General features: G+C 48.2%; 15 protein-coding genes. All 15 read left to right on the top strand.

Annotated elements, in window-relative coordinates:
• The first annotated feature begins 1 nt into the window (after position 1).
• Positions 2 to 1,150, top strand: coding sequence for an NADH-quinone oxidoreductase subunit D (locus ACKKE8_RS29270; protein ID WP_409176084.1), 1,149 nt, complete (start codon positions 2 to 4; stop codon positions 1,148 to 1,150).
• Positions 1,147 to 2,157: an NADH-quinone oxidoreductase subunit NuoH gene (nuoH, locus tag ACKKE8_RS29265; RefSeq protein WP_409176083.1), complete on the top strand. Its 1,011-nt coding sequence runs from the start codon at positions 1,147 to 1,149 to the stop codon at positions 2,155 to 2,157. The genes ACKKE8_RS29270 and nuoH overlap by 4 nt, the downstream gene beginning before the upstream one ends.
• Before the next feature lie 135 nt (positions 2,158 to 2,292).
• Positions 2,293 to 2,706: an NADH-quinone oxidoreductase subunit NuoI gene (gene nuoI / locus ACKKE8_RS29260; RefSeq protein ID WP_007722093.1), complete on the top strand. Its 414-nt coding sequence runs from the start codon at positions 2,293 to 2,295 to the stop codon at positions 2,704 to 2,706.
• Position 2,707: 1 nt separating this feature from the next.
• The gene (locus ACKKE8_RS29255) at positions 2,708 to 3,217 is read left to right on the top strand and encodes an NADH-quinone oxidoreductase subunit J (protein ID WP_409176082.1); all 510 of its coding nucleotides are present in this window, start codon (positions 2,708 to 2,710) and stop codon (positions 3,215 to 3,217) included.
• Positions 3,214 to 3,525: an NADH-quinone oxidoreductase subunit NuoK gene (gene nuoK, locus ACKKE8_RS29250; protein ID WP_007722089.1), complete on the top strand. Its 312-nt coding sequence runs from the start codon at positions 3,214 to 3,216 to the stop codon at positions 3,523 to 3,525. Before ACKKE8_RS29255 ends, nuoK begins: the two co-directional genes overlap by 4 nt.
• Before the next feature lie 27 nt (positions 3,526 to 3,552).
• The gene (nuoL, locus tag ACKKE8_RS29245; RefSeq protein ID WP_409176081.1) at positions 3,553 to 5,466 is read left to right on the top strand and encodes an NADH-quinone oxidoreductase subunit L; all 1,914 of its coding nucleotides are present in this window, start codon (positions 3,553 to 3,555) and stop codon (positions 5,464 to 5,466) included.
• Positions 5,459 to 6,991 (top strand): NuoM family protein, encoded by a 1,533-nt coding sequence (locus tag ACKKE8_RS29240; protein ID WP_409176080.1) that lies wholly within the window; start codon positions 5,459 to 5,461, stop codon positions 6,989 to 6,991. The genes nuoL and ACKKE8_RS29240 overlap by 8 nt, the downstream gene beginning before the upstream one ends.
• A gap of 3 nt (positions 6,992 to 6,994) precedes the next feature.
• Complete coding sequence (nuoN, locus tag ACKKE8_RS29235) at positions 6,995 to 8,527, top strand: NADH-quinone oxidoreductase subunit NuoN (RefSeq protein ID WP_409176079.1); 1,533 nt, start codon at positions 6,995 to 6,997, stop codon at positions 8,525 to 8,527.
• A 104-nt stretch (positions 8,528 to 8,631) separates the two neighbouring features.
• On the top strand, positions 8,632 to 8,862 hold the full coding sequence (locus ACKKE8_RS29230) for a DUF1146 family protein (RefSeq protein WP_409176078.1): 231 nt from the start codon (positions 8,632 to 8,634) through the stop codon (positions 8,860 to 8,862).
• 98 nt (positions 8,863 to 8,960) lie between these two features.
• On the top strand, positions 8,961 to 9,704 hold the full coding sequence (locus ACKKE8_RS29225; protein ID WP_409176077.1) for a YwmB family TATA-box binding protein: 744 nt from the start codon (positions 8,961 to 8,963) through the stop codon (positions 9,702 to 9,704).
• An 18-nt stretch (positions 9,705 to 9,722) separates the two neighbouring features.
• Complete coding sequence (gene murA, locus ACKKE8_RS29220) at positions 9,723 to 11,048, top strand: UDP-N-acetylglucosamine 1-carboxyvinyltransferase (RefSeq protein WP_409176076.1); 1,326 nt, start codon at positions 9,723 to 9,725, stop codon at positions 11,046 to 11,048.
• A 172-nt stretch (positions 11,049 to 11,220) separates the two neighbouring features.
• Positions 11,221 to 12,237 (top strand): stage II sporulation protein D, encoded by a 1,017-nt coding sequence (gene spoIID / locus ACKKE8_RS29215; RefSeq protein ID WP_409176075.1) that lies wholly within the window; start codon positions 11,221 to 11,223, stop codon positions 12,235 to 12,237.
• An 88-nt stretch (positions 12,238 to 12,325) separates the two neighbouring features.
• Complete coding sequence (locus ACKKE8_RS29210; RefSeq protein ID WP_409176074.1) at positions 12,326 to 13,054, top strand: peptidoglycan DD-metalloendopeptidase family protein; 729 nt, start codon at positions 12,326 to 12,328, stop codon at positions 13,052 to 13,054.
• A 180-nt stretch (positions 13,055 to 13,234) separates the two neighbouring features.
• Positions 13,235 to 13,519: a sporulation transcriptional regulator SpoIIID gene (gene spoIIID / locus ACKKE8_RS29205; protein ID WP_003388385.1), complete on the top strand. Its 285-nt coding sequence runs from the start codon at positions 13,235 to 13,237 to the stop codon at positions 13,517 to 13,519.
• 81 nt (positions 13,520 to 13,600) lie between these two features.
• Complete coding sequence (locus tag ACKKE8_RS29200) at positions 13,601 to 14,617, top strand: rod shape-determining protein (protein WP_088909734.1); 1,017 nt, start codon at positions 13,601 to 13,603, stop codon at positions 14,615 to 14,617.
• Positions 14,618 to 14,620 lie beyond the last annotated feature (3 nt).

Below are 14,620 nucleotides of genomic sequence, written 5' to 3'. Positions count from 1 at the left end.
GATGAACCATAACATCCTCACGACTCATGTTGATACCTCTTCTGAAACAGGACTTCGTACGGAAGAGATGTTATTAAACGTAGGTCCACAGCATCCGAGTACTCACGGGGTATTTCGCTTGGTAGTAAAAATCGATGGGGAAACCATTAAAGAAGCGATTCCAGTAATGGGCTACCTGCATCGAGGTACAGAGAAGCTGGCAGAAAACTTGACCTATACGCAAATTATTCCCTATACAGACCGTATGGACTACGTTTCCGCCATGACCAACAACTACGTTCTCTGCCACGCAGTAGAAACGATGATGGGGTTGGAGATTCCAGAACGAGCTCAGTTTCTACGATTGATCGCGATGGAACTGAACCGGGTAGCGAGCCATTTGGTTTGGTGGGGAACGTTTCTTTTGGACATTGGTGCGATGGGGCCCTTCCTGTATGCATTCCGTGATCGGGAGACGATCCTAGATTTGTTTAATGAGCTGTGCGGGGCGCGGATGACCTTTAACTACATGCGCGTAGGTGGAGTGAAATGGGATGCACCTCCAGGCTGGATTGACAAAGCCAAAGAATTTGTCCAGTACATGAAGGAAGAATTGAATAACTACCACCAGCTGGTGACAGGGAATGAGATTTTTATCAACCGTCTCAGAGGGATTGGCAAGTTCGATACAAAAACGGCATTGGATTACTCGCTATCAGGTGTCATGCTCCGCTCGACAGGTGTCAAGTGGGATTTGCGCAAGGACGAACCGTATTGCATTTACGATCGTTTTGAATTTGATGTGCCGACAGCGACTGAGGGAGATTGCATGGCGCGCTATCATCTGCGCATGGCTGAAATTGAACAATCTCTGCGAATTCTTGAGCAGGCATTGGAGCAATTTCCGAGTGAAGGCGAAGTCATGGGCAAAGTACCACGTGTGATTCGCCCGCCTGCTGGGGAGACTTATGTGCGCATCGAGTCACCGCGGGGAGAAATTGGCTGCTACATTGCCAGTCAAGGTAAGGATAAACCGTGGAGATTGAAGTTCAGACGGCCTTCGTTTACCAATCTGCAAATTCTGCCTAAGCTGTTGCAGGGGGAAAACCTCTCAAACATGGTTGCCATCCTGGGCAGTATCGACATCGTGCTCGGGGAGGTTGACTGTTGATGAATACTCTCTTGCAGCAAGCCCCCTCATGGGGGACCACGCTTTGGTTTATCGTAGCGGCAGTTTTATTGCTTGCAGTCGTGTTGGGATTTGTTACGTACGCCATTTACTTCGAGCGTAAAGTGATTGGGTGGATGCAGCTGCGCATCGGGCCGAATCGAGTAGGACCATTGGGACTTCTCCAGACGGTTGCGGATGTTGCCAAGCTGCTATTAAAGGAAGATATTCGTCCGCAGCACGCTGACAAAGCGTTGTTCACTTTAGCACCAATATTGGCCTATGCCCCTGCTTTTGCCGTATTGGCGGTTATGCCTTTTACGGACAGCATTCGGTTCGCTGATCTGGGAATAGGGCTGCTGTACTATATCGCCTTGTCTGGGATCACCGTATTAGGCGTGATCACGGCTGGCTGGGCCTCGAATAACAAGTACTCGCTGATCGGGGGTCTCCGCTCCGCTGCGCAGATGATCAGCTATGAAGTACCGCTGGTCATGTCCGTGGTGGGGATCGTTCTATTGACGGGCAGTATGAATCTCAAGGATATTGTCGATGCACAGCAGGATGTCTGGAATATTGTTCCGCAGTTTATCGGATTTGTAGTATTTATCATTGCTGCCCAGGCTGAGCTGAATCGTACGCCGTTTGACTTGCCAGAAGCAGAGTCGGAGCTCGTTGGTGGTTACCACGTCGAGTATTCCGGTTTCCGTTTTGCGATGTTCATGCTGGCGGAGTATGTGTACATGTTCGGGATGGGTGCCTTGATCACGATTCTCTTTTTTGGTGGATGGTTGCCGATTCATCCATCGCTGGACTTCATTCCGGGAATCGTTTGGTTTATCCTTAAATTTTCAATTTACGTCTTCCTCCAGTTTTGGATTCGCGCCACGATGCCGCGCTTACGTGTCGATCAACTGATGTCGTTTGCCTGGAAAGTGCTGTTGCCCGTGGCATTATTCAACATCCTGCTCACAGCCGTAGTGGTTTCTTACCAAAATGGCATGTTCTAGTAGCGACTTGATCGAAAACGACTACGTCCCACTGTTTTCATAGCGCAGGCTTCGCCATAGGCTTGCTTCGCCAAAAGCTAGCTTTCGTCAAAAACGTGGTGCAGCCAAGTTCTCAAATCCTGAGGGGTGACACACATGCTAGGACTGGCCAAAGGCCTGGGGTATACATTTAAAAAGCTCACGGAGAAAAAAGTAACCCACTTCTATCCGGATGTGCCCTTTCCAATGCCGCCTCGCTTTCGCGGTATTCAGCACTTTTCTCCTGAAAAATGCATCGTCTGCAACCAATGCGCACGCATTTGTCCGACGGAGTGTATTCAACTGACAGGGAAGCCCCATCCTGATCCGGAGAAAAAGGGAAAGATTATCGATACGTACGATATCAATTTTGAGCTATGCATTTTATGCGATTTATGTACAGAGGTTTGTCCGACAGAAGCGATTGTAATGACAAACAACTTTGAACTGGCTGCCTATAGCCGGGACGAATTGTACAAGAACTTGAAATGGCTCGACGACAACAATACGAACGTCAGGGAGGAGAATTAGTATGACAGGCGAATTCGTTGCCTTTTTTATCCTGTCCCTTCTGACGATCGGTGGCGCGGTGTTTATGATCAGCTTTACGCGCGTTGTCCACATGGTCATCTCATTGGGCGTTACGTTTATCAGCATTGCAGGTCTGTTTATTTTGCTGGGAGCAGAGTTCGTCGGGGTCGCACAAATTCTGGTTTATTCAGGGGCTATCTCCATTTTGATGCTCTTTGGAATCATGCTGACCAAGCACGATGCGAACGATGAGGGAACAGGCCGGACATGGAAAAACCGTTTTATCCTGCTCTTCGTAATCGTTCTGTTCGGATTATTGTTCTGGGGTGTCCAAAATACACCGTGGCCTGCGCCACCGCCACCTGCAGATGCTCCTGTAGACAATGCAAAAGAAATCGGTATCGAAGTGTTCACCAAATTCGTCATACCATTTGAGCTATTGTCTGTTCTGTTGTTGGTCGCGTTGGTTGGTGCGATCATCATGGCGAAAAAGGAGGGGGATAACGAATGACAGTAAGTATTTCCTCCTACTTAATGGTCGCTCTGATTCTCTTTTGTGTAGGCCTGTACGGCGCATTGACGAAGCGAAATGCAGTCGTCGTCTTGTTATCAATCGAACTGATGCTGAATGCTGTAAATATTAACCTGGTCGCCTTTTCCAAATTCGGGTTGTATCCATCCGTGACGGGACAAATCTTTACCTTGTTCACAATGACGGTTGCAGCTGCCGAGGTTGCCGTAGGGTTAGCGATTCTGATTGCGCTGTACCGCAACAAGGAGACCGTGAATGTAGATGAAATGGACCAAATGAAACGATAAGAGGGAAACCTGAAAAGGAGGACAAAGATGGATACTCTAATGCACTATGCCTGGCTGATCCCTCTGTTTCCGCTTCTTGCTTTCATCGTGATCGTCTCATTTGGTCGCCAATTGAAAGAAGGAGCGGCCATAGTGGGCATTACCCTGACGGCTGTTTCTTTTGGAATCGCAGTGCTCATCTTCTGGGAGAGATTCCAGGGTGGGGGAACCGATTACAATTATGTGATAGATTGGCTGCATATTGGCGATATCGTGATCAACATGGGATTCGAAGTGAATCCGCTGAATGCCATGATGCTCGTCATTGTGACATTGGTCAGTCTGTTGGTCCAAATCTATTCCAAAGGCTACATGCATGGGGATGAACGCTTTCCGGTGTTCTATCAATACCTGGCACTGTTCACGTTCTCCATGCTGGGATTAGTAATTTCGCCAAATTTGTTGCAAGTATATATTTTCTGGGAGCTGGTCGGGGTATGCTCCTTCCTGCTCGTTGGCTACTACTACTTCAAGAAAGAGGCAAAAGCGGCTGCTAAAAAGGCTTTTATCGTTACACGTATCGGGGACCTTGGTCTGTTCATCGGGATATGTCTGTTGTTCTGGTGGACCGGAAGCTTCGAGTACGGGGCGATTTTTGAGAGTATCGCACTCGGACGATTGGAACCATGGATGATTACGCTCGCGGCGATCCTCATTTTCGTTGGCGCCATGGGAAAATCAGGTCAATTTCCGCTTCATACGTGGTTGCCTGATGCCATGGAAGGTCCAACACCTGTGTCTGCATTAATTCACGCGGCAACGATGGTCGCGGCTGGTGTTTATTTGGTCGCTGCTACTTATCCGCTGTTTATCGCATCGGATACCGCTTTGACAGTTGTGGCGTATGTAGGAGGATTCACCGCCATATTTGCAGCTTCGATCGGCCTGACCCAACGGGATATCAAGCGTGTCTTGGCTTATTCCACAGTCAGTCAGCTCGGGTACATGATGCTGGCATTGGGTGTAGCTGGTGCTGCTGGTTATGTAGCAGGTTCATTCCATTTGATGACGCACGCCTTTTTCAAAGCACTGCTCTTCCTTGGAGCAGGTAGTGTCATCCATGCAGTACATACGCAGGATGTATTCGAAATGGGTGGCTTGTGGAAAAAGATGCCGATCACCGCTTTGACCTTCTTGATCGGTTGCTTGGCGATTGCGGGGATCTTTCCGTTCGCTGGTTTCTGGTCGAAAGAAGCGATTCTGGGAGCTGTTTACGGAGCGCATCGCTACGATTTGCTGTTCATCGCGCTGTTAGCAGCATTCTTTACTGCATTCTATATGTTCCGTCTGTTCTTCCTGACATTCGCAGGGAAGGCACGTGGCAAGCACGAGGCGCACGAATCTCCAAGAGTCATGACAGGTCCGCTCTTGGTCTTGGCATTGCTTGCGGTTGTCGCGGGCTTTGTGAATACACCGTACGCGCCATTACTCTCTGATTGGTTATTGTCAACGAACACAGGGGCGGCAATCACGAGCATTTTTGGGGAAGCCAGTGAGCATGCACCATCTTGGTTGCAGATTGTGGCACTGCTGATCTCCATTCTTGGAGTCGTGCTGGCGTACCTGATGTACGGTAAGAAATCAATCTCCTCGGACACTATTCCAGAAACAATGCCGTGGCTCTATCAGCTCTCGTACAAGAAGTACTACATCGATGAGCTATATCACAACGTCATTGTTCGTCCATTAGGCTGGCTTGGATTTGTCCTGGATGTATTTGATAAGTATATTGTGGATGGTTTGGTTGGATTGACAGCAAAAATCACCCAAGGAATCGGATATTTGCACGCAAGAGTACAAAGTGGGCAGATTCAGTCCTATGGGGCAATGGTCATATTCGGTCTGTTACTCTTGATCATCGCCATCAGTTTGACGGCTAGGGGAGGTGGACTCTTTGGGTAATATCCTTTTGTCATCACTGGTGTTCTCTCCGCTGCTGGCGATACTCGTCATGGCTTTTATCCCCAGTCGACATGCAGGTGTGATCAAGCAGGTCGGGATTTTTGGAACGTTGCCGGCACTTATCTTGGCAGGTTGGATGTTCGGGATGTTTGATTACGAGACAGCCAATCTGCAGTTCGTAGAAAAGCACAATTGGATTTCGATTCCGATTGGAATGGCTCAGGCAGGCACCGTCTTTGCTTTTGAGATCAACTATGAACTCGGTGTAGATGGTATTTCGATGGCATTGATATTGCTGACGGCGATAATCGGTACCCTCGCAGCAATTGCTTCGTGGCAGATCAAGAAGAGACAGAAGGAGTATTTTATCCTGTTTCACCTGCTGTTGATCGGCATGTTGGGAGTCTTTGCTGCAGACAATCTGTTTCTGTTCTTCATTTTCTTCGAGCTGACACTCGTACCGATGTACTTCCTCATCGGGATTTGGGGATATGGGGAGCGCGAACAAGCGGCGAACAAATTCCTGTTGTATAACGGAATCGGTTCAGGGATCATGCTGCTGGCTTTCATCGTGATCTTTGTCATCATGCGGACGCTCAATATGGATGAAATCACGGCGATCCTGACGACACCAGGGCATCCGATAACCGAAATCCTTACGCCGGAAATGCGTTTTGGCATCTTCCTAGCACTATTTATCGCTTTTGCGATCAAGCTGCCAGTATTTCCGTTCCACACGTGGATGCTACGCGTACACGTACAGGCTCCACCTTCTATCGTTATGATTCACTCCGGTATTTTGCTGAAGATGGGGGCATACGGTCTTTTGCGGATGGGAATCGGCTTCTTCCCAGAGCAGGCCTATGATTTCTCTACGTGGATGGCAGTATTGGGGATTATCAATATTTTGTATGGAGCTGTGCTGGCTTTCGTACAAAAGGATTTGAAAATGGTGCTGGCTTACTCCAGTATCAGCCATATGGGGATCGTCTTGCTCGGTTTCGCATCGATGAACACGATCGGGTTTCAGGGAGCGATGTTCCAGGTGGTATCCCACGGCTTTATCTCAGCACTGCTCTTCTTCTTGATCGGTGTCATTTGGGATCGGACACAGACATCGATGCTCGACGATTTGGGCGGTTTAGCCAAGTCCATGCCGTTTGTCAGCGGTGTGTTGTTGGCAGGCGGGATGGCTTCACTCGGACTTCCGGGCATGTCCGGATTCATTAGTGAGTTCTTTGCCTTCCTCGGTCTGTTTGGTCGTTTGCCAGTAATGGCAGCAGTGGGAGCGATCGGGATTGTCCTCACCGCGGTTTATTTACTCAGAGCGATCTTGAAAACGACTTTTGGCCCTACTCCAGGTAGATGTACCGGACTTGCTGATGCACAGCCGATGGAAGTCATTCCGATGGTAGTCCTATTGGGATGTATTATTCTCATCGGGGTTTATCCGGCAGTTCTGGGGAATCCGATGCAGCAGGCGCTGAAAACGATCGTACCTATCGTAACGGGAATAGGAGGGTAATCCATGGAGGTTAAAGATATTTTCTCATATGACTGGAGCTACCTTCTGCCCGAGTTTATCATTCTTGGCTTTGCTACCTTTTTATCACTGCTGGATCTTTTTGCGGGCAAGCGCCTTGGCAAGCAGGTCATTGGTTGGCTATCCTTCCTGGGAACGGTCATAGCGGCGATCTTTGTGATCATCAATATGAATGCTCTCGATAAGCCATACAGCTACATGATCGACATGATCCGAATCGATGATTACGGCAATGCGTTCAAGCTGATTTTCCTGGCAGGGACAGCTTTTGCCATTCTCATCTCGCTGTCCTATCTGAAATCAGGGGAAATCCAGCACAGAGGCGAGTATTACTATTTGCTGCTGACCGGGCTTCTCGGCGCTATGGTCATGGCTTCGTCGGCTGACTTGATTACCTTGTTTGTGGGACTGGAGTTATTGTCTCTCTCGTCCTATGTATTGGTCGGATTGCGAAAAAAATCGCGGCTTTCCAACGAGTCGGCCTTCAAATACGTCGTTTCGGGAAGTATTGCCACGGCTGTGCTCCTGTTCGGGATGTCGTACGTGTACGGACTCACGGGAACCACACATATTTATGAAATCTCATTCCGATTGGCAGAAGCGGGAATGGCGGGCTATCAGTTCCTCGTCTATACAGCATTTGCGTTTCTCGCAGTAGGTCTTGCATTCAAAATATCTGCGGCACCCAACCACATGTGGGCGCCAGATGTTTATCAGGGTGCACCTACTCCGGTCACTGCTTTCCTGGCAGTTGTGTCTAAAGCAGCAGGGTTCGCGCTGATCTTTCGAGTGATGATGATCTCGTTTTTCAACGTTTCCGATGGAACGGGATCAGGACGGTTCTTTTTCGAACAGGGAAGCCTCTATCTGGGGTTGATGGCAGCGGCCTCGATGATTATCGGGAACACGATGGCGCTCAGGCAGACAAACGTCAAGCGTATGATGGCTTACTCAGGTATTGCGCAAGCGGGCTACTTGCTCGTGCCGTTTGTACCGCCGACCTCTCTCTTTTTCAGCGAAGTGATCTTCTATCTGTTCGGTTACTTGCTGGTCAGCTTTGGTGCTTTCGCTGTGATTATGGTAGTATCTCGTGAGCAAGAGACAGAGGATTTGAAAGGATTCGCCGGATTGTACCATCGCTCACCAGTGATGGCAATCGCGATGAGCATCTTCCTCTTGTCCTTGGCAGGTATCCCGATTACGGTTGGCTTCTTCGGGAAGTTCTATCTGTTCATGGGTACATTAGTGGTAGAAAACTACTGGCTGGCGGCGATTATGATCATCACCAGCGTCATTTCCTACTACTATTACTTTGGGATTATTCGTCAGATGTACATGCGTCCTGGGACAACCGAAGCACCGATGGTTGTGCCAAAAGGCATTTGGACGTTTATTCTCATCATGGCAATCGCTACCGTATTCTTCGGTGCTTTCCCGGGTCTGGTTACTGACTATATCCAGATTCATTTGAATCCGTCCTTTGATTTTGGGAACATGCTCTCTCCCAGCTCTCAGTGATACTCGTAACTGAATAGCACTTCAGGTACAATAGAAGGGATGGCTCGTGATCGGGCCGTCCCTTTTTCTATGATTCTCGGAAGGGTAATGAGGAGGTAACGAGCATGCCACAAGAAATATATGGCTTGTTGAGTATCATTTTATCGATTGCGTTTATTGGGCTCGCTTGGTGGGCGTTGCAATCCTTTCGCTTTGATAAGATTTTGAAAAAACCAAATGGTGTTCAGGCGAAACTGTTGCAAATTTTCCTTTCCATTGTGATTGGATATGAACTGTCCCGCTTTTTCCTTGATTACTTGGGCTGGTCCCTGACATTCGGGAATTTGTTCAACTAAATACGAGAAAGACGATGATTCGCTGGTATATCCACCCAGCTACATGTACAAAATGAGAAGTACAAAGAGATACATGTAAGCATAGGGAGAGGATATCAATGGGGAAATGGTCTGGTTGGTGCGTGCTGGCTCTATTGCTCGTGATGGGGGCCGTGTATTGGATGCCTGCACAAGCAAAGGAAGAAAAGCCGGTTGTGACAGAAATGATGAAAGTACTAGAAGAAACGGGCGCAACGGGTGTATCGGTTCAGGTACGTATGCGTACGGCGATGGGAGAAGGCCTGCGTCCTGAACAAGTAAAAGAGTTGGCGACGAAATGGGCACAACAACTTGAGATTCCGTTTTCCCCAAGCGAACAATCGCGTAAACACAACATACTTGCATATAGGACTACATACACACAAAACGGCGTGGATATGAGCTACGAGGTGACAGGAGTACCTAAAAATGGGGCATTTTCTGTATATCTAGTACTTCAGTTATCTGGAAACCGTGATTCCCTACTATATATTGGACAAGTACAGGAAACCTTCACGAATGCCCTGCAAAGCGCCGACTTTATTCCGCAAATTAGCACTTGTATTCGCGGATTGTACAATGTTAAGATGGGTGTTGACCAACAGGAGGGTAAAATATTGTCGATTTTTGGTACTCTCCAGGCGACAGAATTAGAACGTTTGCAAGATGATACGGTTGTCAGCATTTCAGGGTATACCCCTATGTGGGAATCATTCATCGCGTTAAACGGTCAAAAGATGAATCTACAGGTGGCTACGCATCGTGACAGCCATTCTGGAACATGGATTACGGTAGGTACACCAATCATCACTGTGGAATATTAGCACGCGGAGGGGTACACATTGGATAAAATTATTGTCCGTGGTGGTAAGGCATTGGCTGGAAATGTAAAAGTATCTGGCGCCAAAAATGCCGTACTCCCTATTATTGCAGCATCTATCTTGGCAGAAGAAGGGACTTGCGTCATCTCAGATGTACCAGGCCTTGACGATGTCCGGACGATATGCGACCTCTTGAAATCGATGGGAATCTCCCTTACATATGATCACGAAGTGCTGACGATCGATGCTTCCAAGCTTACGAGTGTAGAAGCGTCCTATGAACTGGTTCGCAAAATGCGCGCTTCTTTCCTCGTGATGGGGCCGCTTTTAGCCAGAAAAGGACAAGCTCGTGTCGCTCTTCCGGGTGGATGTGCCATTGGTACACGCCCAATCGACCAGCACCTAAAAGGGTTTGAGGCTATGGGAGCCAAAATCGAAATCGGACAAGGGTTTATTGAAGCGACGGTTGAAGGACGATTGAAGGGTGCGAAAATCTACCTGGATATTGCTAGCGTCGGTGCAACAGAAAATATTATGATGGCCGCTGCTTTGGCAGAGGGAACCACGTTGATCGAAAATGCGGCAGAAGAGCCGGAGATCGTTGATTTGGCGAACTTCCTGAACAGGATGGGAGCAAAAATCCGCGGAGCAGGTACAGGCTCGATCCGTATCGAAGGCGTGGAAAAGATGAAGGGCTGCACACATTGTGTCATTCCTGACCGCATTGAAGCAGGAACTTTCATGGTTGCTGCAGCGATTACTGGTGGGGATGTCTTTGTGGAAGGTGCGATTTGCGATCATCTCAAATCCGTGACCGCCAAGCTTCGTGAAATGGGCGTGGACATTGAGGAGCAAGAAAACGGCATTCGTGTACGCCGCACAGGCCCAATGAAAGCAGTTGACCTCAAAACGCTGCCATACCCTGGCTTCCCGACAGATATGCAGTCGCAAATGATGGCGCTTTTGCTTGTTTCGGAAGGAACGAGCATCGTGACCGAAACAGTATTTGAGAACCGCTTCATGCACGTGGAAGAGTTCCGTCGCATGAATGCGAACATCAAGATCGAAGGCCGCAGTGCCATCGTCGAAGGTGGTTCCAAGCTGACAGGCAGCAAGGTAGCAGCAACTGACTTGCGTGCGGGTGCAGCACTTGTACTGGCTGGGCTCGTATCGGAGGGAGAGACTGAGGTTTCTGCCCTGCACCATATTGACCGTGGCTACGTGAATTTTACCGAAAAGCTGCTGGCTTTGGGCGCAGATGTAGAACGCTTGGTTCCAGAAGAAAAGGCTCGTGAAAAGGCAGTTTCCGAAACCATCAAAGTAAGCTTCTCTCCTAATTTTGCTTGATAAATGCGTCAACCATATGGCAAAACGAAAGATTCTCTGCGTATGCAGGGGGTCTTTTTTTCGTTCTCTCGACTCTCTCATTCTCTCGTTCTACCGCTCTGTTACCAAACATAGACTTTAGTAGGTTATTCAAACTTTTCGTGTCTAGTACGTAACGGGGAGGATCTCTTGCATGAAACGCTATCTACTCATGTGGTTTATCGCTTTGCCGATCTTGCTCGTCCTGATGCCTGCTGCTCTGGTCTTTTGGTTTTCACCAGCAATAGGTCCTGTCGGTCAGCCAACTGTGGCCGTCTCGGAGCCTGCCATACCGGCGATGAAGGAATCGGCTTCCTCTTTGCCAGTAAAGGTGTACCGTACAGAAAAAAAGGCCGTGGAAACCTTGCCGCTAGAAACGTATATTACCGGAGTCGTAGCGGCGGAAATGCCAGCTGAGTTCGAGCTGGAGGCTTTAAAAGCACAGGCGTTGGCGGCCAGGACCTATATCGTGCGCCGATTAAAAGAGGGCAAGTTTGATGATGTGCCATCAGGCGGTCAGGTCTTGGATACGGTGCAGCATCAAGTCTATATGGATGAACAGCAGCGGCGTGAGCGTTGGGGAGACCAGTACGAATGGAAAAATAAACGCATCCAGCAAGCAGTTATGGCGACAACAGGGATAATCCTGACCTACCAGAACGAACCCATTGACGCTACATTTTTTTCCACCAGTAATGGTTTTACAGAAAACTCGGATGAATATTGGGAAAAGCCCATTCCTTATTTGAAGAGCGTTGCGAGTCCATGGGATATTCAATCTCCTCGCTATGAGGAAACGGTCGTCATGTCCACTGTGGAGCTAGAAAAGAATTTGGGCGTCAAGCTCACGCAGGAGGCTTCTACCAATGGCTCCTGGTATCGGATCGAATCGCGGACAACCGGAAATCGCGTAGGAACCATCAGCATTGGTGGCAAGGAATTTTCAGGAAGAGAGTTTCGTGAAAAGCTCAATTTGAATTCTTCTTCCTTTACGTTGGACTTGCGCGGCAATCAGGTTTTCATTACGACCAAAGGGTACGGTCATGGTGTCGGGATGAGTCAGTGGGGAGCAAATGGAATGGCCAAAAGCGGCAAAAGCGCGGAGCAAATCGTCAAGCACTTCTACCAAGGAATTAGTCTGAAAGAGTATACAAGCGTGATCCCAGCTTAAAAAGAAAAGCAAATTTTTACTTTTCCCTACTCTCTCAGGTTTATACGCCAAAATTCTGGCGATACTGAGGGATGAGGTGATGAATAAAATGGAAGATCAAAAAAATCAACCAATTCCATTCAAGAAGGCAAGTTCTTGGAAAAAAGTTTTGGGCAAGAAATGGGCGTTTCCTGCAATCTACATCGGCACCGCAGCAATCATTCTCGCTTTTGTGATGTGGTATCAGGGCAATGTCATGGACACGGTATCCAAAATGACGAATGGCACAGATGGCGTGGCAGTGACAACTCCTGCAGCTCCTGAGACGACTACACCGCAAAACGAAGAAGCGGTACCTGCTACAAGTGGCGTACAACCACTCGCTTGGCCAGTAGGAAAAGGCGTGCAGTACAATGTGGGCATGAACTACTACGATGAGAAAGCCTCCAAGGAGAATCAGCAAAAAGCATTGGTGAGCTTCGACCACACCTTCTACCCGCACACAGGTATTGACCTCGTATCCACAGATGGAAAGAGCTTTGATGTCGTCGCAGCTCTTGCGGGAAAAGTAGTAAAAGTGGTGAACGATCCACTCGTCGGCAACGAGATTGAGATTGAGCACGCAGACAAAATGATTACGGTATATCAAAGTCTGGAAAGCGTAACAGTCAAACCAGGCGATGAAGTGACACAAGGTCAAGTAATCGGGTCTGCTGGGCGCAACACTTTTGAAAAAGACGCCGGCGCACATCTTCACTTTGAAGTTCGCATCGATAACAAGCCTGTAAATCCAGAGCAATACTTGATTCAGGCTGAAACGGAAGTAAAAAATCAATAACCGATGAATTTAGAAAAACACCTGCAAAATACAACAATTGCGGGTGTTTTTTTGTGTGTGGTACAAACTGTTGAAAAAAGATGCGGCCGTGCTGGCTTGTCAGGCTTGGAAACGTAGAATATGTGTCCCTACGCACCCATATATTGTATCAGACAATGTAGATACAAGGAGGCGAGTAATGTGCACGACTACATCAAAGAGCGGACCATCAAAATCGGCCGATATATTGTAGAGACAAGAAATACGGTTCGGATGATCGCTAAAGAGTTCGGTGTTTCGAAAAGTACTGTGCACAAGGACTTGACTGAGCGGCTGCCTGAGATAAATCCAGAGTTGGCGAACCAGGTTAAGGAAATTTTGGAATATCACAAAGCCATCAGACATCTTCGGGGAGGCGAAGCGACCAAAATTAAGTACAAACGGCGTAGTAAAAAAGTACGAGTAGAACAGGAGGAGAGTGTGTAAGAAAGAATTTCCTTGTCCTCTCACGTAGAAGAGCCTATGATATTAGGTAGAAATGTAACTGGTAATCAGGGAGGACCTTTCATGTTTGGCAAAGATATCGGAATCGACTTGGGCACGGCCAATGTCTTGGTTTTTGTAAAAGGCAAGGGAATTGTCCTAGACGAACCATCTGTCGTGGCAATAGATAGTAAAACCAGAAAAGTTTTGGCCGTGGGAAATGAAGCCTATCGCATGGTAGGACGCACCCCAGGAAATATCGTAGCGATCCGACCTTTGCGAGAAGGGGTTATCGCGGATTTTGAAATCACTGAGGCCATGCTGAAGCACTTTTTGAACAAAATTGGTGGAAAGAGCATGTTTGCCCGTCCGCGTATTTTGATTTGCTGCCCGACCAACATCACGTCTGTTGAGCAAAAGGCAATTCGCGAAGCAGCTGAGCGCAGCGGTGGAGCAAGAGAAGTATTTATCGAAGAAGAACCGAAAGTTGCCGCAGTTGGGGCAGGTATGGACATTTTTCAGCCGTCCGGTAATATGGTAGTGGATATCGGTGGGGGAACGACCGATGTAGCGGTATTGTCGATGGGCGATATTGTCACGTCTTCCTCCATTAAAATAGCAGGCGATACATTCGATGTGGCTATTATGCGTTACATAAAAAATAAATACAAATTGCTGATTGGAGAGCGTACGGCTGAAGATATCAAGGTTCAGATTGGAACCGTATCCGGCGGACGCCAGGACGAAATGGACATTCGGGGTCGAGACATGGTAAGCGGCTTGCCGCAAACGATTACCATTCGCTCCAATGAAGTCCAGGAAGCCCTGGCTGAGTCGGTGAGTGCGATTGTACAAGCCTCAAAATCTGTTTTAGAACGAACACCTCCGGAGCTTTCTGCCGATATAATTGATAAGGGTGTTTTCCTGACCGGTGGCGGCGCATTATTGCACGGTATTGACGAGATTCTGGCAGAGGAGCTGAAGGTTCCTGTGCTGGTAGCGGACGAGCCAATGATGTGCGTTGCAAAAGGAACAGGAATGATGCTGGACTATTTGGACAAGATGCCGGCTAACTCGAATAAGCGATTATTCAGGGGGTAAGAT

It is taken from the genome of Brevibacillus fortis (assembly GCF_046196545.1).
Taxonomy (GTDB): domain Bacteria; phylum Bacillota; class Bacilli; order Brevibacillales; family Brevibacillaceae; genus Brevibacillus; species Brevibacillus fortis_A.
Note: the sequence above shows the minus strand (reverse complement) of the source record. Positions and strands in the feature narration are given on the sequence as shown.